This is a genomic window from Nocardia sp. NPDC088792 (assembly GCF_044750615.1).
Taxonomy (GTDB): domain Bacteria; phylum Actinomycetota; class Actinomycetes; order Mycobacteriales; family Mycobacteriaceae; genus Nocardia.
The window spans coordinates 1091788-1110070 of record NZ_JBIVKC010000004.1; the positions used below are offsets into that span (position 1 = coordinate 1091788).

Consider the following 18283-nt stretch of genomic DNA (forward strand, 5'->3'; position numbering starts at 1 on the left):
TACCTGCGGCAGAATGTGCCCGGCAATCCACCAAGGCCGCGGCATCACCATGCACCACTTCAATTCCGTCGCAGGCCATTTGACCGGAGCGCTCTCCGACGGCCGGAGTACCACCCACCTGGTCGACGAGATCATCGGTGTCATCGCATCCCTGTCCGCCGACATCACCTCCGACAACGCGAAGGCCGACGCCTGACCCGTACGTGCTCGTTCAGAGCACGCCATGGCGGGGTGGGGGCGTGCCGTTGAGGACGTAACGGCCGATGTGCTGGAGCTTCCAGCGCACCGGGTCGTGCAGGGTGTGGGTGCGGGCATTGCGCCAATGACGGTGCAGGTTAAGGGAATCCAGGGCCGAACGGGTGCCCGATACTTCGAACAAGGCGTTGGTGACGTCGAGAGCAGCGCGGTCGGCGGCGGACTTGGCGACCGCAACGGCTATGGATGCCGCGGCGGCCGTATCGTCGGTGAGGTCTTGCTGCGCATTGTCGATGGCTTGACCAGCCGCCGTCAGCAGTGCCTCGGCGGCGCGGACGGTGACCTCCAGTTCGCCGAACTTCTGGATGGTCAGCGGGTCATCCTGTGCGTGTTCGACACCCGCTTCGAACCAGGGGCGGCTGCGGGTGCGGACGAATTCGGTCGCTTCGGCAAGCGCGCCGCGGGCGATGCCGGCGTCGATCGCCGCGTGCAGGACCTGGGCTCGCGCACCGTACAGCTGCGGACCGGTGAAGGTGAGATGGTGCGGGACAACATGATCCGCCGGTACGCGGACACTCTCCAGACGGACGGTGCCGCTGGCGGTGGTGCGCTGACCCATACCGTCCCAATCGTCGACGACCGTCACACCGGCGGCGTCGGCGGGCACGTAGGCGACCACGATCCGGTCGTCATCATCCTTGGCCAGCACTGGAATCCAGTGCGCGAACAAGGCTCCGGTCGAGTAGTGCTTGACGCCGTCGAGCACATATCCCCCGTCCGCGTGCGCGCGCAGGCGGGTGCGGTAGTCTTGTACGTGTTTGGTTCCCGCCTCCGACTGCGCATTACCGAATCGCTTACCCGCCAACACTTCCGCGAACAATTCGCGCTGCAGATCCGGTGTTCCGTTCTGCCGCAACGCGTTCACGTATACCAGGTGACTGTGCGGTATCTGCGCGATATTCGGGTCGGCCGCGGCGAGCAGCCGGATCACTTCCACCACCGTGCGTGTCGGCACCTCGGCCCCGCCGAACTCGCGGGGTACGGTGATGGCGAGCAGGCCGCTGGCGGAGAGTTCGTCCAGTTCGGCGCGCGGCAGGGTGCGCTGGGCGTCGCGGTCGGCGGCGCCCGCGGCGAATCGGTCCGCGAGCCGGGCCGCGACCGCCAGCGCCTCATCGGCGTCGGCGATCACGTGCGCGGTTCCCGGCCGTTCGACGAGCCCGGTCATCGGGTTACGCCCACCGGTTCGGGATTTCCTGCGCCCGAGGACAATTCGGCCTCGAGTTCGCGCACTATCGGCAGGACGTGCTTGCCGAAGTATTCGACTTCCTCGTGGTAGTGCAGGAAGCCAAGCAGGAGCAGGTTCACGCCGCGGCGCTTGTATTCGACGATCCGGCGGGCGATCTGTTCCGGGGTGCCGATGAGCTTGGATCGGAAGCCGTCGTTGTATTGGACGAGGTCCTCGAATTCCGAGTCGGCCCACATGCCGCGCTTGTCGCCGGTCGAACTGCCCGCCTGCTGCACCGCACCACGGAAACCCTCGACGGCCTGGTGATCGGCCTTGGCGACGATCTCGCGCAAGGTCTCACGCGCCTCCGCTTCGGTATCGCGGGCGATCAGGAAACCGTTGAGCCCGAAACGCACCGTCCGATCGTGTTCGGCGGCAGCGGCTCGCACCTCGGAGATCTGCTCGGTGATGCCGTCGAAATCCTTGCCATTGCTGAAGTACCAGTCCGATACGCGCCCGGCCATGGCACGCGCAGCGGTCGAATTACCGCCTTGGAAGATTTCCGGATGCGGGCGGCCCTCGGCGGTCAACGGCTTGGGCTTGAGATCGAACCCGCGCAGGCGGTAGAAGTCACCGGCGAACTGCGCCGCGTCCTCGGTCCAGCTCTTGCGCAGGACGTGAATGAATTCCTCTGAGCGCCGGTATCGTTCGTCGTGTTCCAGCCACGGCTCGCCGAGCGCGGTGAACTCGCCCTTGAACCAGCCGCTCACCACGTTCACCGCGGCGCGGCCACCGGAAAGGTGGTCGACGGTCGCGAGCAGTTTCGCCAGCACCGCGGGCTGCCACAAACCGGGATGCACCGCGGCGATGACCTTCAACCGTTCGGTGGCGAGCAGCAGCGCCAGACTGAAACTGGTCGACTCATGCTGGTACGCAGCACCGTAACTGGCCATGTACCGCACCTGGGTGAGCGCGTACTCGAACCCGTTGTTCTCGGCGAGTACAGCCAGTTTCTTGTTGTACTCGTAGCTCCAGTCCGTGCGCTGCTCGATATTGCTCACGACCAGTCCGCCGCTCACATTCGGCACCCAGTACGCGAACTTCAAAGGCTCGTCGGCGGTATCGATGTCATGGTTCAGCGGCATGGAGATGCTCCATCGTCTCGGGGTCTCTGCAGCGAGTGTGCGGCGCACATCGACCCTGTAAGAGGGTTTGAATCACCGAGATCGAGAGGCGATGGAGCTGTCGGCCAGGGGTGCCGCTCAGCGGAAGATGTCGTTGATCAGGTCGTCGCCGATGCCGAAACCGGCGCCCATGGCCATGGCGCTGCCGAAGCCGCTGCCGAGGAATCGGTGCAGCATGCCGCCGCCCTGTGGTGCTGCGCCGTAGGCGGGCTGGGGGTAGCCGGGCTGCTGATATTGCTGCTGATACTGCGGTTGGGGCTGGTACTGCGGTTGCGGCGGGTACGGCTGCTGAGGTTGCTGCGGGTAGCCGGCGGCGGGGTACTGGTTTACATGGTTGTCGACCAGTTGATGCACCGACTGCATCACCTGCGCGGCCTGGTTTTCCTCCTGATGGACCGACAGGGCGGTCTCCTTGAGGTCCAGGAGCCATTCGCGGGCGTTCTGGTCACCGGCGGCTGCTGCGGCTTGCAGTTTGCCTGCCAAGGTTTCGATCAGTCGGGCTGTTTGCTGTGCTTGCTGCTGCAGGGCCGTCCAGCCCTGGTCAACTGTTTCGGCATCCATAACGCCAGATGCTACGCCCGGGTATTGAGGGTTCGGTTTTTCTGTTCGTGCTGGGCTTCGGGAAAAAGATAAAAGATTTAAGAGCCGGAGGTGTGGTTGCGTCGCCTGCCCTGCCGGACCGGGGCTGACGCCCAGTGGGGAGCCGTCACCCTCTATCCCAGCCCACGGACTGCACGCATCACCTTCTCGAGACACAAACCCGAAAAACCGAAAACCAGAAAACCGAAAGCACGAAAACCCCGGAACCCGAAGGAAACTGAAACAGGCGCGACCGGTACACCAGTGTGGGGATATGTCTCATTCCCTCACGCTGGTGTACTGGTCGCGCCTCTTTCACACTCTCTAGACCTCTAGCCCGGCCCCTAGCCCACCGTCGGGCCCGCCTTGCGGTCCGGCTGCTGGCCCGGCTTGCGGTCCGGCTGCCGCCACGGTGGCCGATCCAGCCGATACCCCGACGTCCGGCTCGTCGTTTTGCGCCCCACCTGAACAGCTTCGGCGCGCCAGCCATTCACGATGACGGCGCGATTCCCGCTCGGTGCGTGCCCGGATCTTCGCCGCTGATTCGGCGAGGGCTTCTTTCTCGTGGTGGCGGTGGTTGACCTGCGCGACACCACTCGGGTCGATATGCGCGGGCGCGATCCAGCCGGTACGGCCCGCATACTTCGAATCCTCGCCCAGTTTCACTGTTTTCCAGCCACCGGGCCCGTCATGCACGCGGGCGTGGCAGGCGTCGCAGGCCAGGGTGAGGTTGTCGATATCGGTCGGACCGCCTTTGGCCCACTCGGTGACATGATGCACCTGACACATCGTCGCGGGCGCATCACAACCCGGACGAGTGCAGCCACGCTCGGCAGCGATCAGCGCTATCCGTTGCGCCGGGTTCGCCATCCGCGGCACCGTGCCCGTCACCGCCTTGCCCGTCACCGCCGTGCCCGTCACCGGTTTGCCCGTCATGCGTTTGCCCCTACCCAGATACAGGGGCATGCCCGTGTGGTTGAGTACCGCCAGCCACGGAATCGACTTCTGTGCCAGCTTCAATGCCTCCTCGATCGAGACTCGCCCACCCGAGGCGGTCACGGCGACCCCGGCCGCGGTTTCGAGTTCGGCGACGGTCATGGTGACCACGGTGCTGACCGGCATCCCCCGATGCTGGCCGAGGTGGGCCGGACCCATCTCCGGGCGCAGCAACGCCAACACCGCATCATGATTACGCTGCCCGGCACTACGCAGGTCACGTTTCACGCACCCCTGCAACACTTCCGGGTCGATCCCGTCACCGACGGAATCACCGGTAGTCCAAGGGCTTTGCGCGTCCTCGGGGTTACACATGCCCGGGCGCGCCAACTTCGCCAACACCGGATCCAACAGGGCCCGCAACTCCGGGGTGATCTCCCCACGGATCGCCGACATGCCATCCACGCGTTGCTTACCGATCACCAACTCCCGCATCCGCTGACGATCCTTGTCCTGCACCAAGACCCCGTCCGGATCCAGAAACGCCAGAATCCGATCACCGATCCTCGGCAGATCATCCGGCCACCCCGTGCGCGCATACTCGGCGAGTTGCTGCTCGACCGCTTCGGCTTGTATCGCATCCACATGCACCGGCAACCGCTTGAGGATCTTCGCGATCCGCCACGCATGATCAACCGAAATCTCCCCCGCGGCCTGCGCGGCAGCAGTATGGGCCAACAGAGGTTCGAGTTCCTCCCCACCGACCAGACGCGGACCCAACAGCTTCGCGGCATTCACGCGCGCGGCAGCCTCGGCATGCGAGAGGCGCAGGATCGTGGCCAGGTATTGGGTGGTGCTGCGGGCTTCGGCCTTCTCCGGGATACGACGCTGCTCGATCTCGACCAGCAACCGATGCTCGACAGCCACGAAACGCCTCTTATCGGCCTCGACCTCACGCAACATCGCAACGACCTGCTCATCGGTCAAGCGGGTGAAGTTCGTGTCGAGCATGGCGTCGACACCGGCACCGAACGCCGCGGTGGCGTCGCTGCTGTAGTGGTTCCCCCCGGTGCCCATACCACCATCTTATATCGAACTAGTGTTCGAATCCAGCCTAAATCCAGTGTGATACAAAGCTTTTCAGACTATCGGTCACTTCATTCGTGCACCGGTTCGCGAACTCGTCCGGGAGGGCGTCGTAGGTCCGGGTCGCGCGCTTACGCTTTGCACGTTTACCCGCGGGCCGGGTTGTGGTTCCGCAGTTCACAATTCGACGCTGGACTCCAGATGAGCCATGGCTTGGTCCATGAGGTCGACGAAGTCTGCGCCAGGGTTGTCGGCCAGTTCGATCAGGACCGTGGTCAGGGCGCCGATGATCGCGCCCGCGATGACTCGCACGGCGAAGTCCTCGGGGTTGCGGCCCATGCGTTCGGCGAGGGGCACCGCGAGAATCCGGGTGCCCTGGATCAGCCCGTCGAGCATTGTCGCGCGCAGGGCGGGGACGGACAGGATGAGGTCGACGCGGTCGCGTTGTTCGGCGCGCTCCCGGGCGGACATGCCGCCGAACACCTCGGCGAGGACCCTGCGCATCGCGGTGATCGGGGGGATGTCCGCGGGTTGGGCGCGCAGGGCCGCGACGAGTTGCGGGTCGTACTCGTCTTGCAGGATGAGGTCTTCCTTGGTGGGGAAGTATCGGAAGAAGGTGCTTTCGGATATGTCGGCGGCGGCGATGATCTGCTCGATCCTGGTCGCCTCGTAGCCCTGCTTCCGGAACAGCTCCAGGGCGTGGGTCTGGATGGCGGCGCGGGTCTGGGCCTTCTTGCGTTCGCGCAAACCGGGTTTCGCGGCATCAGCCGACATGGGCGGGCTCCTTCGGACGGTCAGGATCAGGGTATGTCCGCAGGCCCGGCAGGAAGAGGAGCGTCAGCACGAAACCCGCGACCGCGATACCGGCGGCCGCCAGCATCGAAATGTCCAGCCCGTATACGAACGCGTCCTGCACGGACTTGCCGAACGAGGGCGAGCCCAGGTCCTGCGCCACCGCCATGCCGCCGTAGACGCTCTTGCGCGCTTCGGCTCCGGCAGCGGGCGATACCGCGGACAGGTCGAGGTGACGCCGATAGCCGGCGGCGAGAATGCTGCCCATGACGGCGGTTCCGACCGGACCGCCGGTCTTGTTGAACGCCTGCACCACCGCGGAGCCGATACCGCTGCGCTCGACCGAGAGGGTGGTGATCGCCGCGGAAGTGGCTGCGCTGAGCGCCATTCCGGTGCCGGCGCACAGGATCGCCATCCACACCGCCACGAAGGCGGTACTCGACGAGGTCCGAGTTGCCGCACCGAGACCAGCCCCGGCGGCCAGCAGCGTGAATCCCAGTGCCACAGTGAGTTTCGAACCGATCACGCGCGTCAACCGTGCCGCGGGCAGCGCGCCGATGAGCAGGCCCGCCACCAGCGGCAGCAACCGCAGCCCCGAACCCAGCGCATCCAGACCGTGCACCGCCTGGAAGTACTGCGGCATGGTGAACAGCAAGCCGATCATGCCCAGCCCGGCCAGCCCGCCCAATGCAGCGCCCGAAGCAAAAGCCTTGGAGCGGAACAACACCGGCGGAATGAGCGGCGCACCACCGCGACGCGCAACGGCACGCTCCCACCAGAAGAACCCCGCCAGGAGAACGACTCCCGCGATCATCCACCCGATGGCCGCCACATCCGACCACCCGGCCTCCCCCGCCTTCACCAGTCCATAGGTCACCGCGACCAATCCGATCATGGAAGCGGCCGTGCCGATCGGATCCATCCCCGGCCGCTGCGCGGACCGCGATTCGGGCACCAGCACCCCGCCGACCGCGAGCCCCAGGATCACCACCGGGACATTGAGCAGGAACATCCAGCCCCACCAGAAATGCGACAGCATCCACCCGCCGAGAATCGGCCCCAACGGCAGCGCGAGAAAGTTCGCCGCCTGGAACACCCCGACCGCCTTCGGCCGCTCGCCCTCGTCGAACAGTACGGTCAGCGCCGACAGCGCCATCACGGTGATACCGGCCCCGGCCAATCCCATGAGCAGCCGCGCGAACAGGAACCAGCCGGGCGAAGGCGCAAGCGCGCACAGCGCCGAACCGATCCCGAACACGGCCAGCGAGCTCAACATCGTGATCTTGCGTCCGTACCGATCACCGATCAGCCCGGCCGGCAGCACCGCCGCCGCGAGCAGCAGCAGATAGCCGGCGGAGAACCATTCGAGATCCGACTCCGAAGCATGTAGCGAGCGCGCCAGCGTCGGCAAGGCCACCGACAGCACGGTCCCGTCCAGGCTCACCGCCAGCACGCTCAGGCTGACCGCCCCCAGCGCCCACCATTTCGTCATTCCATTGCCGATCATGGAGGCAACCTCCCATTGATGGTAACCATCTTTTGGTAGTTACCTCCACATTCTGAACCCGTGACAGACCGCAGCGCAACCCCGAACCGCACGCGGAATCAGCCCTAGGATCTGGCTATGGCGACACTGCGCGATATCCAATTCCGGGTGGTCACGACATTCCAACGGCGGGTGGGGAATCCGATCCTCGGACGACTGTCGACTCAGCAGCTACTGGAGACGACAGGGCGAGTGAGCGGGGAGCCGCGGATTACACCGATCGGGGGCCGGCGGGTGGGGAATCAGTTCTGGCTGGTGTCCGAGTTCGGCGAGAAATCGCAGTACGTGCGCAATATCCAGGCGAACGATCGGGTCCGGGTCCGGTTGCACGGAGTGTGGCATGACGGGACCGCGCATTTGCTGCCCGAGGATGATGCGCGGGAGCGATTGCGGTCATTGCCGCGGGCCAACAGTGCGGCGGTGCGATTGGTGGGGACCGATCTGCTGACCGTGCGTGTCGATCTGGATCACTGAAGCAGTGGAGGCAGAGATCACCAGCCCGGGATTTGCCCCGGTGACTGGGAATTTGCCATTGTGGAGGGAGCCCCGCTCTGGGGCACCGGACGAGGGAGCCGTACCCGGCGCGCGACAAGACGGCCTCGGAGGTTGTCATGTCTTGGCTGATTCTGCTGATGTCCGGCGTTCTCGAAGCCGTTTGGGCCACCGCCCTCGGTAAGTCCGAGGGGTTCTCGCGCCTGGGGCCGACCGTCGTTTTCGGTGTCGCGCTGCTGGCGAGCATGGCCGGATTGGCCTACGCCATGCGCGAATTGCCGATCGGCACCTCGTATGCGGTGTGGGTCGGGATCGGCGCGGTACTGACCGTCGTCTATTCGATGGCCACCGGCGGCGAATCCGCGAGCCTGCTGAAGATGCTGTTCCTCGGCGGGATCGTGGCCTGCGTGGTGGGGTTGAAACTGGTGCACTGACCGCTATTTGGTGGTGTCGAACTTGACGGCATCGGGCGGGATGGCCGGGACCGATTGCACGGTGCGGGTTTTGGCGGCGGGGTCCGGGAGGAGGAGCCGCCAATCGTCCGAGGCCCACATCACGGTTTCCGCGCTGGCCGTGATGCTGTTGTCCGAATAGGTGCTGTACACGGTCAGATCGGTGCGATCGGGCCGATACGAGGTGACCTTGTACCCGGCGATACGCGGGGCGACCTTCTGATCGATCGGCGCGGTGATCGAAACCTGCGCTCGCGCCAGCACCCAGGCGTCCTTGCTCGGACCTGGAATGAGGGATTCGGCCGCAAGCTGCGGCCATTCACCGTCCGGAGCCACCGATAAGCGGGTGCTGTGATTGATGGCGGCCAGGGCCGCACCCTGGGGACTGTGCGAATAGCCGGTGGCGGTGGTGCCGAGATCGGACGGGCCGTCGCGCCCGCCGATGGGTAATCGGACGCCTTCGTAGGTTTCCCAGTGCACGTCCGCCGGTGGCCGGGACGGGTCCGGTGGGGTGCTGGTGGCCGGTGCGACCGCCGGTTTCGCGCCACCGCAGGCGGCCAGGGTGCACACGGCGGCGAGGGCCACCAGGGTTTGCGCGAAATATGCCGGCTTGGCGCGCATGGGTTTTCCTTCGGTGGAACCAGCGGGCGGGCGAGACGTATTGCGGCGCACCGGGCCAACCGTGTGATTGGACGATCCTACGAAGCGAGATTGCTACTTAGCATATTTCGTCCCAACTGTCCCGTATGCGGTTGTGGGAGGCGGTGATACAGGTAGTATCAGGGCCGCAACATGATCATCGCACGCTGGTGGGGTCAATCATGGGTCATCGCTTACACATTCGATGGACCACGTGCGGATGGGGTCGGCCGGCGGCGTGGGATGCCGCGGCTGTCAGGGGGCCGGGCGCACGAGGGCCCACTGTCCGTTCGGGGATTGGGGGGATTGGGAATGGGAATGAGTAAACGAACCTCCATCGCGCTATCGGTCCTGCCCATCATGCTCGTCACCGGACAGGGAGTAGCCGCCGCGGCGCCCGGGCAACCCGGACTGGCCGTGCCGGGCGAAGGCCAACCGGGCCTCAGCACCGCCCCGCAACCCCCCGCGAACAGCGCACCGAGCCCCTCGGACTGGATCCCCGACCCACCCATCGCCCCACCCGCACGCCCCCGGCCCAAACAGCAGACCGAGCCCGACAATTACGTTCCGTCGCAGAACCAGCCGGACAAGGTGCAGCCGGAGCCTCCCGCGAACGCACCGGAAGTCATGCCGGCGGACCCACACCGGCTGCGCGTCGGGACGAACGCCGTTGAGCTGCCGGACTTCGTAGACACCAAGACCCGCGACAAGGCACAGGCCTACCTCGATATGGCGGAGTGGCAGATCGCCGCCGGATACGACAGCTTGGGATTCCCCCGCGACCAATCGGATCGGATGGCCGCGGGCAGCGTGGCAGGTAGTGCAATCGGTGGTGGGCTGGGCATTGCGGGAACCGGACTCTTCGGATTGACCGGTTGCGTAATCGGCGGAGTGATCGGCGCTGTTGCCGGAGCAGCGATCGCCGGCGTTCCGACCGCTGGAGCAGGAGCCCCCATCGGTGCGGCAGTCGGCGGCGGAACCGGTTGCGTAATCGGCGGTGCGGTCGGTGCTTTCCCCGGTTTCGCCGCAGGCGTCACCCTCGGCGCGTTGGCCGGTGGTGCCGTAGGAGGACTTTCCGGAGGATTGCCCACTGTCGCGCCGCCGTCTCCCCCACCACTCATCGACACGGCAGCCCCTGCGGTACAGCCGGTTTCCGCGCCCGCTCCGGCGAACGCCGCGCCCGCGCTGCCGCCACTGCCCGAGGCAATCGTGCCGATTGCACAGCAGGTGAGCACAGCAATCGATCAGATCTCGCAGGCTGTGCAGCGGCAGGTGCAACCGATTGCACAGCAGATCCAACAGCAGGTGCAACCTGTCGTGCCACAGGTCCCGCAGCAGCAGGTACAGCCGATTGCGCAGCAGGTTCCGCAAGAAGTCCAGCCCCTTGCGCAGCAAATCCAGCCTGTTGCGCAGCAAATCCAGCCCGTTGCGCAGCAAATCCAGCCCGTTGCGCAGCAAATCCAGCCCGTTGCGCAGCAAATCCAGCCCGTTGCGCAGCAAATCCAGCCCGTTGCGCAGCAAGTTCAGCAACAAGTCCAGCCTGTTGTGCAGCAAGTCCAGCCTGTTGTGCAGCAAGTCCAGCCCATCGTGCAGCAAGTTCAGCGGGAGGTGCAGCCGGTGGTGGATCAGGTTGTGCAGAACGTGAATACGACGGTGAATTCGCTGCGGGACGCGGTTTCGCAGATGCCGCCGTTGACCCCCGAGTCCGTGCTGGCGGCGCTACAGCCGGCGCTGCCGGGCGCCTGAGCACGACGAAACGGGTGACACCGTGATCGAACGAGGAGATGACACGGCGGTGCGACCGCCTATGCCCGCACTGCCACCGGAACACGACGGCGGGGCCGGCGGTGAGCGGGACGCGAGTCCCGGCTGGGCGCAATGGCTTTCCGACGATCACGCGCCCGCGCTCGAATCCGAGCAGCGGGCGCGGCAGGCCACCGCCGAAGAGCTTTTCGCCGAGGATCCGATGGCGATCCTCATGGAGGAGGCACGGCGGCGGGCCGCACAGACGAAGCGCCAGCGGACGGTGCGCAATCGCGCGCTGGCCGCGGGCGCCGCAGCGATCGTGGTGCTGCTCGGGATGATCGTGGCGGTGGTGGAGTTCGCCGGTGGACGCTCCGGCCCGCAGACCGCGCCGACCACGAATGCCCTGCCCACACCGGTCGCGACACAACCCGGTCTGGCCGCCTGGTGTCAGGCGAAGAGCAGCCCGCAGCTGGTGAGCGGTTCCGGCAGTGGCGATCTCAACTCGGGGCCGGGCGTCATTCTGCATCTCGAATACGCCTGGTACGTGCTGCGGGATCCGGTCGCGGTACGCGCCACCCTCACCCAGGACGCGCAGGCCGCGCCGGAACAGGCCACCCGCGATGCCATTTCGGCGATCCCCGCCGGCACCAAGCATTGCGTGACCATCACCCCACTCATGCCCGACCGCTGGAATGTGACCGTCGACGAGAAACATCCCGACGGCTCGCAGAATTCGTGGCAGAACACCATCGCCACCACCGCACGGGACGGGCAGGTGCGCATCACCTCCATCGTCTCGGGAGGTCAGTGAGCCATGGTCGATGTCGAAGCCCTGATCCGGGACGCCACCGCCGGCGCACCCGCCGAGCTGACACAGCCCGCGCCCGCCGGCGCACCCACCGATACCGTGCCATTGCGCGGCGGGCAGGGCCGGCTGGTGCGAGCGGCGCTGCCGTCGGCGCTGATACTCGGCGGATCCGGATCCTCGGGAGCCTCGACGACCGCCCTCGGATTGGCGGCCGCCGCGGCCGTGGACAGTGACGGCGAAATATGGCCCGTCGCGGTCGACGCCACCCTCGGCGGCGGTGACCTCGCACTGCGCGGCTGCGATGCCGCCGAACCGGTGAGCACGCTGCAACGCTGGCTGAACAGCCCGCATCCCGAACTCGCCTCCGCGGTGGGCGCGTGCGCGGGCCAGACTTCGACGGGTGTGCGGGTGCTATCGCGCAGCCCGGATCCGCTGCCGCGCAGGGAATCCCTGATCTCGATCGCCCGGAACCTCGAAAACGCCGGACTGCTCGCGGTTTTCGATGCGGGCGCGCCGGTGACCAGCAGGCTGGCCGCTCCTCTACTGGCCGATCCACGGGTCGGCCTGGTGATCACGGTCGCGGCGCGGCCGGATGCGGTCAATCGGCTGCAGCCCGCCCTGCACTGGCTGGAGGAGAACTTCAGCGAATTCGTGGTCGGCGATGCCGTCATCGTGCTCACCGAGCAGGTACCCGGTTCGGCGGCGACCGTATCCGGACATGTGCGCACCCATCTGGGGTCTTGGGTACGAGCAGTGGTGACAGTGCCGTTCGACATCCATCTCGCCGGCGGCGGCCTCGTCTCCTGGCATCGGCTCACCGCCCAGACCCGCGACGCCTACCTCGCTCTCCTGGCGGCACTGCGATGACCGCCCTCGACGAGAGACCCTTCGCCACATCACCCGAGCCCGAACCCGAGCCCGAACCCACCGGGAGAAAGCGGCCTGGGCCGAAACACGCTGCCGTAGAGCCGCATCCGGACCTGGATATGGGGTTCACCGCGCGCCCCGGACCGGACCGCAATCACACCGCCGGCACCACCCGACTCGACCCGGACTACTGGCATGCCGCCCCCACCGGCCGGTTCGAACCCGATCCGAAGTACGCCCCCGTGGCGTCTCGTTCCGAGCCGGAACCACAACCGGCGCCGGCCGCCGTACCACCGGTCCCGATGTGGCATCGGGCGGTACCGAACAGCCCGCCGCGCCCACCGCTGGTGTGGCTGGTGGGTGTGCACGGCGGGGCCGGAGTCAGCAGTCTCGCGGCCAGTTTGAGCTGGGCCGGGGATGCCGGGCAGCGGTGGCCCGCCCGCATAGGCCTTGCGGCGGACATGGATTCGCCGCTGGTGGTGCTGGTTGCTCGCACGCATATGCGCGGGCTCAATGCGCTGCTGCGCGCGCTCATCGCGCATCGGCAGCATGCCACACCGGCGGGCAGTCTGGTGGTCGGCGTCGTCACCATCGCCGATGTCGCACGCCCACTGCCGATTTCGGTCGCCGAACGCCGCGACGAAGCCGAGGCGCTGGCCTTCCAGCTCGGTGCCCGCACGTGGCGGCTGGGCTGGCTGGAGCAGTGGCGCTCCTACGAACCTCACGAATTGGCGGAATGGACGCCCAGCGTCGACAGCACACCGCTGCACGACGGGGACCCCACCCGCACTCCACCACAACCGGTTCGGCTGCTGGCCGAGCAGATCCTCACCACCGCCCGCAGTGCGGGGGCGCGGATCACCGAACACGCGCATCGAAGCGCGGGCAAAGCCAGTCCATGACCTGAAAAGGCGCGCACCGGTGGCCGGGCCCGAGGGCAGTATCGAGGCGCCACCCGTGCGGGAAAGGACACCGCCATGGGTCGGAAACCGCTGACCAGGGCAGCGATTCGGAACTCAGCGCTGATCACCGCGGCCGCCTGCGCCGTCACGGTGGCCGTCGCGGGCGGGGCCGGCGCCGATCCACCCGACACCCAAGTGCCCATCACCTCCTGCCCGGCCCTGTTCGCACTCGGTATCCAGGGCACCGGGGAGTCCTCGCCGGACGCGGCGGTGACCACCGATACGGGCATGCTGTCCACCGTTTTCCGGCCCATGATGAACGAGGCGGGCGATCCCGGACTCGTCGACCGCGCCTACGTACCGTACGAAGCCTCCTTCGGCGGCGCGACGGAGATCGACAAGACGCCGTACTCGCAATCCATCACCCAGGGCCTGGTCCGGCTGCGTTCCATGGCGAAACAGGTCACCGACCGCTGCCAGAACACCCGGCTGGCGATTGCCGGATATTCGCAAGGCGCGCACGTGGCCTCACTGTTCGCGCAGGAGGAAGGGGCCGGGCAGGGTGCGGTGCCGCCCGATCGGATCGCCGCCGTCGCCTTGTTCGGCGATCCCACCCGCACGGCCGGGGCCTCGGTATTCCCGGGAGCCACCGACAGGACCACCCCGGATCCCGCACCCGGCACCCCGGGCACCGCGGTGACGGCGCTGCCGCCCGCGCCCGCGCAGCCGGTGACCGGCTCCGGCATCGGCCTGCAACCCGGTGCGACAACCGATTTCGGTCAGCTCGTCGGGCGGGTCGCCAGCTTCTGCACCGACGGTGACCTCGCCTGCGACGCGCCCAACAGCGCGCCGCTGGTACGCACGGTCGCCAATATCGCGAGCCAGGTCGAACTGTCGGGCGGCGATCCGATCGCCTCCCTGAAATCCATTGCCGACGCCCTCGCCTACACCTCGATCAAAACCGTCACCGATGTGGTGAACAACGATGTGCAGGGCACCAGCCTCACCGATGCCGACTACGAACCGCAGAAATCCATTTCACAGCGGATCGCCGATGCCGCCGACCCGAACTCGCAGGTGGACATGCCCGGCGCGTTCCAGGCGCTGCTGAAGATCGGCACCATCGCGATCAATTCCGTGGTGGCCGTGGTGAAGAACATTCTGACGCCGACCAATATCGCCGAGATCGCCACCGCGGGACTGGCGAATCCGCTGGCCGGACTGGCGGTGTTCGGCACCAAACTGGTGGGCGCCGTCGCGGATCTGGTGCCGCCGACCACCATCAGCCGGTTGGTCACCGAGGCGTTCAGCGCCTTGACCCAGAACGTCACCGACAACAAGGACATGCTCGACATCAGCAACTGGGTGAAGTACTGGAACACCGCGCAGAAGCACGACTACACGAAAGCGCAGGGCGCCGAATTCGGCAACAGCCCAACCCAATACGCCGGCTCCTGGTTCGCGGCGCTCGCGCACGACCTGTCCGGCGCGGGCACACCGGGCGGCACACCGAAGGGCGGCAGCGACAAACCGCCGGTCGGCATGGATTTCGCGGCGCCCAGCTCGACGGTCCCCACCACCGGTCCGGCGAACGGCCAATTCCCGCTCGGCGCAGACCCTTCCGGCACCGCCCCGGCGACGACCGTACCGCCGCTGTTCGGTGCGGAACCGACCGCGGCGCCGACCGTCACGTCCGTACCGCCCGTGGCCGCCCTGCCGCCCGACTCCCCCGGCCTGTCCACGACCGTTGCGCCTCTCATCCCGACCATCGATCCGGAGGCTTCGCGATGAGTGCCACGACGCCCGATTACGACCCGGAGGCATACAGCGGCAGCTGGTCGGATTGGATCGCGCCGCCACGTGTCCCGCGGGCTGCCGCACGACCGGTCGTCGAGGAGTACTTCGACGAGGACGATTACTACGACGAAGACGATCCGCCACCCCGGAATCCGGGGAACCCGGGGTCCCCGGGGAACCCTGGAAATCAGCGCGGCCGCCGCGGCCTGCCGAGTCACTGGCTGGTGCCGCTGCTGGCGGTATTGGCCGTACTCGCGGTCACCGCGGCGGTCGGGGTGCAGATCGCCAGACTCACCGGGTCTGATTCCGGGCCGCGGAAACCGCTGGCCGCCCCGCCCTCGGTGGCGGCGGCGCCCGTGACCACGGGAGCGCCCGCCACCACGGATCAACCGGCGGCAGCGGGCAATCCGGACGTATGCCCCAATGAGACGCGGGACGGGAACGTGCGCGGCAACGGTCCCGGCGGATTCGGGTCCGGGCCGGATGCGATTCTGGCACTGCAGAACCGGTACTACGTCGACCGCTCCGGCCCGGCGGTGCACGAGATGTACGCGGCCGACGCCGCCGCACCGACCGTCGAGCAGATCCAGGCCGGGATCGACAGCATTCCGGCGGGCACCACCTACTGCGTGCAGATCATGCCGGGGCCCTTCGACGGGCAGCACATCATGATCGTCACCGAAACCCATCCGGATACGACGCGGCGCACCTGGACTCCGCAACTGGTCATCACCACCAAGAACGGGGACCGCACGCTCATCTCCGCCATCGTGCCGGTGCCGGACGGTGGCAAACCCCGCTGAACCGTCCTCGCAAGGCCGTTGGCGAGGCGTTTTGGAACTTCCGCGGGGTGTCGGCTAATGTTCTCTCTCGCACGCCGAGGGAGCGGAAACGCCCCGGAAGCGGTTCGCGGATGTAGCGCAGCTGGTAGCGCATCACCTTGCCAAGGTGAGGGTCGCGGGTTCGAATCCCGTCATCCGCTCCACCGAAGCCCCGAGTTCGCGATTTCCGCGGCTCGGGGTTTCGCCGTATCGGGATCAGTGCGACAATACCGACCGTCCGGGCGCTGAGACCCTGTGAAAGATCCTCGCGCACAGTAGATCTCACACACATTCGTAAGCATCCCGGACCGAAATGACGGTACCTTCATGTGGTGACGATCATGCTCAGCGCCTTCCACGACACTGTGCTCACGCATTTCGGCAACCCGGGAGCCGCCGGACTCGGCAACCAGGTGCTCGCACAGATCAGCAATCCCACCCCGGAGACGCCGCCGGTGGCCGACAAGCTGCTGAAGCTGGTCCGCTACTTCACGTGGTTCGTCCTACTGTCCGGCGTCCTCGCCATCACCTACGCCGGTGGCCGGTTCGCCTGGGAGAAGTGGTCGGGCAGCGGCCTGGCCTCGCCGAAGATGGTGGCCGGCGCCATGATCGGCGGCATCATCGCCACCAGTGCGGGCACGATCATGAACGCGGTGATCGGCTGACGCTGTTTGTCGGTGCGCCCCGTTACGCTCGTCGAACAGACTGGCGAAGACAGTAGAGACGGTAAAGACAGTAGAGCCGGTAGAGACGGTAGGGGCCGCCTTGACGACGAGCGATATGAGCACCACGCACACCGGGCTCGGTGACGACCCGGCCGACAGCGTGTCCTTCGGGCTGGAGGACGTCAACGAGGTGCTGGCCGCCATGGCAGCCGAAGCCGCCACCGAACGGCCACGCGACGGGGAACTGCTCACCTGCCGGCTCGGACTCGACGGCGAGAGCCCCGAAACGCTGACCATGCTAGGGCTGCGCTTCGGCGTCTCCCGGGACCGGGCCCGCCAGCTCTACACCCGCGCCGTCGGCCTCGCCGTGCGGCAGGCGCAGGCCACCGGGCAGCCGGACACGGGCGTGTTCGCCGAGCGCTACCCGGTCGGCTGGGGCGATGAGCGGCTGGTGCGCACCCTGCTCGCCGAAACCTATGCCACCGACAGCGATATCGCCGCGCAGGACTGGGCGTATCTCAAACTGCGGCTGGCCGGTCACGACCTGCAGGACGCAAAACGCATGGCGGGCTTCGTCTTCCAGCGCATCGCCGGCTGGCAGCAGAAGGGCCGCTGGCATCTGCTCCCGCCACTGCACCCCGAAGACGTACCCGCCGACATCTGGAATCCCTGGCTGCGCCGCGTGGAATGGGCCGACGGCACCCCCGAGGACCTACCGCTGATCTCCGCGCGTCCCGCCGATATCGACGATGACAGCCGCGGCTCCATGTTCTCCGAAAAACTGGGCCGCGAAGTAACTTTCGCCACCGGCCTACAGGCCCGCCTCTTCCGCCTGCTCGACGGCAGCGAACGGGTCGAATCCTTCCGGGAACTCCCCGCCGCCCTCACCTACGAGATCGACGGCTCCGAACGCCTGCACCACCCCACCGTCGCCGTCCGCTTCACCGACGACCGCGTGGCCCTCATCGACGTGATCCCCCTGGCCCACACCGCATTCCACGCCCAGCGCGCCCGCGCCGCCGCCGGCCGCGCCTACGCTCACGCCCGCAACTGGGGCTGGCTGGTCTGGACCGGCAGTCGCCTCGGTGTCGCGGATCTCCTTACCCGCCAGGTCGATTCACACCAGGAACACCCCCTCCGAAACCGCCTCGCCACCGCCCCCCTCACCTGGACCGAACTCCACACCCTCCGCACCACCACCGGCCTCGAACTCCTGGACCTCTCCGCCCTCGTCCTCCGCAACAACTGGCGCTGGGACCGCGGCCCCTTCCGCCTCAGCAGCTAACCCTCCCCTCACCCGCCGGCCTCCCGCCTCACCCGCCGGCCTCCCGCCCCACGCGTCGGCCTCCTCCCTCGGCCGCCGGCCTTCCGCCCGACGCGCTCTGCCCTCTTGCCCTCGCCTGCGGGCCTGTCGGCCTCACGCGCTCACTTTCCTCCTCGCGCACAGGGCTCTGCTTCCACTTGCGATGAGTCCCCGCACGCGCTGTCACCCCTCACGCATTGCCGCTATCGCGTCATGCGCTGACTTTCTTCCTCGCGCGCGCCTTCCGG

18 protein-coding genes, 1 tRNA gene and 1 riboswitch are annotated in these 18283 nt (G+C 67.1%); of the genes, 12 read left to right on the forward strand and 7 right to left on the reverse strand.

Annotated elements, in window-relative coordinates; all coding sequences use genetic code 11:
• Nucleotides 1–13 precede the first annotated feature (13 nt).
• The gene (locus tag ACIP5Y_RS31905; RefSeq protein ID WP_400355718.1) at nt 14–196 is read left to right on the forward strand and encodes a hypothetical protein; all 183 of its coding nucleotides are present in this window, start codon (nt 14–16) and stop codon (nt 194–196) included.
• A 15-nt stretch (nt 197–211) separates the two neighbouring features.
• Here ACIP5Y_RS31905 and ACIP5Y_RS31910 read toward each other — a convergent pair whose 3' ends face one another.
• From ACIP5Y_RS31910 to ACIP5Y_RS31935, 6 genes are all read right to left on the reverse strand, one after another.
• Nucleotides 212–1420 carry an SfnB family sulfur acquisition oxidoreductase gene (locus ACIP5Y_RS31910; RefSeq protein WP_400355720.1) on the reverse strand — a complete coding sequence of 403 codons (1209 nt, stop codon included), beginning with the start codon at nt 1418–1420 and terminating at the stop codon, nt 212–214.
• Nucleotides 1417–2565: a dimethylsulfone monooxygenase SfnG gene (sfnG, locus tag ACIP5Y_RS31915; protein WP_400355722.1), complete on the reverse strand. Its 1149-nt coding sequence runs from the start codon at nt 2563–2565 to the stop codon at nt 1417–1419. The genes ACIP5Y_RS31910 and sfnG overlap by 4 nt, the downstream gene beginning before the upstream one ends.
• Before the next feature lie 117 nt (nt 2566–2682).
• Entirely contained in the window at nt 2683–3165 is a 483-nt protein-coding gene (locus ACIP5Y_RS31920) for a hypothetical protein (protein ID WP_400355724.1), read from the reverse strand.
• Between the two features lie 342 nt (nt 3166–3507).
• Nucleotides 3508–5196, reverse strand: a complete 1689-nt coding sequence (locus ACIP5Y_RS31925) for a DUF222 domain-containing protein (RefSeq protein ID WP_400355725.1) — start codon at nt 5194–5196, stop codon at nt 3508–3510.
• Nucleotides 5197–5382: 186 nt separating this feature from the next.
• The gene (locus tag ACIP5Y_RS31930) at nt 5383–5979 is read right to left on the reverse strand and encodes a TetR family transcriptional regulator (RefSeq protein WP_400355726.1); all 597 of its coding nucleotides are present in this window, start codon (nt 5977–5979) and stop codon (nt 5383–5385) included.
• Nucleotides 5969–7504: an MFS transporter gene (locus ACIP5Y_RS31935; RefSeq protein ID WP_400355728.1), complete on the reverse strand. Its 1536-nt coding sequence runs from the start codon at nt 7502–7504 to the stop codon at nt 5969–5971. The genes ACIP5Y_RS31930 and ACIP5Y_RS31935 overlap by 11 nt, the downstream gene beginning before the upstream one ends.
• A 117-nt stretch (nt 7505–7621) precedes the next feature.
• Between ACIP5Y_RS31935 and ACIP5Y_RS31940 the strand changes: the two genes are divergently transcribed.
• Nucleotides 7622–8017, forward strand: a complete 396-nt coding sequence (locus ACIP5Y_RS31940) for a nitroreductase/quinone reductase family protein (protein WP_400355730.1) — start codon at nt 7622–7624, stop codon at nt 8015–8017.
• Between the two features lie 64 nt (nt 8018–8081).
• Nucleotides 8082–8147, forward strand: a riboswitch (guanidine-III (ykkC-III) riboswitch).
• 7 nt (nt 8148–8154) lie between these two features.
• Complete coding sequence (locus ACIP5Y_RS31945) at nt 8155–8469, forward strand: DMT family transporter (RefSeq protein WP_400355732.1); 315 nt, start codon at nt 8155–8157, stop codon at nt 8467–8469.
• Nucleotides 8470–8472: 3 nt separating this feature from the next.
• Here ACIP5Y_RS31945 and ACIP5Y_RS31950 read toward each other — a convergent pair whose 3' ends face one another.
• Nucleotides 8473–9108, reverse strand: coding sequence for a hypothetical protein (locus tag ACIP5Y_RS31950; RefSeq protein ID WP_400355734.1), 636 nt, complete (start codon nt 9106–9108; stop codon nt 8473–8475).
• A gap of 336 nt (nt 9109–9444) precedes the next feature.
• Between ACIP5Y_RS31950 and ACIP5Y_RS31955 the strand changes: the two genes are divergently transcribed.
• From ACIP5Y_RS31955 to ACIP5Y_RS31995, 9 genes are all read left to right on the forward strand, one after another.
• Nucleotides 9445–10872, forward strand: a complete 1428-nt coding sequence (locus ACIP5Y_RS31955) for a hypothetical protein (RefSeq protein ID WP_400355736.1) — start codon at nt 9445–9447, stop codon at nt 10870–10872.
• A 49-nt stretch (nt 10873–10921) separates the two neighbouring features.
• The gene (locus tag ACIP5Y_RS31960; RefSeq protein WP_400355738.1) at nt 10922–11683 is read left to right on the forward strand and encodes a hypothetical protein; all 762 of its coding nucleotides are present in this window, start codon (nt 10922–10924) and stop codon (nt 11681–11683) included.
• A gap of 3 nt (nt 11684–11686) precedes the next feature.
• Nucleotides 11687–12547 carry a hypothetical protein gene (locus ACIP5Y_RS31965; RefSeq protein ID WP_400355740.1) on the forward strand — a complete coding sequence of 287 codons (861 nt, stop codon included), beginning with the start codon at nt 11687–11689 and terminating at the stop codon, nt 12545–12547.
• A 119-nt stretch (nt 12548–12666) separates the two neighbouring features.
• Nucleotides 12667–13449: a hypothetical protein gene (locus tag ACIP5Y_RS31970; RefSeq protein WP_400355741.1), complete on the forward strand. Its 783-nt coding sequence runs from the start codon at nt 12667–12669 to the stop codon at nt 13447–13449.
• A 75-nt stretch (nt 13450–13524) separates the two neighbouring features.
• Nucleotides 13525–15240, forward strand: a complete 1716-nt coding sequence (locus ACIP5Y_RS31975) for a cutinase family protein (RefSeq protein ID WP_400355743.1) — start codon at nt 13525–13527, stop codon at nt 15238–15240.
• Complete coding sequence (locus tag ACIP5Y_RS31980; RefSeq protein WP_400355744.1) at nt 15237–16049, forward strand: hypothetical protein; 813 nt, start codon at nt 15237–15239, stop codon at nt 16047–16049. The genes ACIP5Y_RS31975 and ACIP5Y_RS31980 overlap by 4 nt, the downstream gene beginning before the upstream one ends.
• 106 nt (nt 16050–16155) lie before the next feature.
• Nucleotides 16156–16231, forward strand: a tRNA-Gly gene (locus tag ACIP5Y_RS31985).
• Nucleotides 16232–16408: 177 nt separating this feature from the next.
• Nucleotides 16409–16732, forward strand: coding sequence for a hypothetical protein (locus tag ACIP5Y_RS31990; RefSeq protein ID WP_400355888.1), 324 nt, complete (start codon nt 16409–16411; stop codon nt 16730–16732).
• A 115-nt stretch (nt 16733–16847) separates the two neighbouring features.
• A complete protein-coding gene (locus ACIP5Y_RS31995) occupies nt 16848–18017 on the forward strand; it encodes a hypothetical protein (protein ID WP_400355746.1) in 1170 nt (389 codons plus the stop codon).
• Nucleotides 18018–18283: the final 266 nt, after the last annotated feature.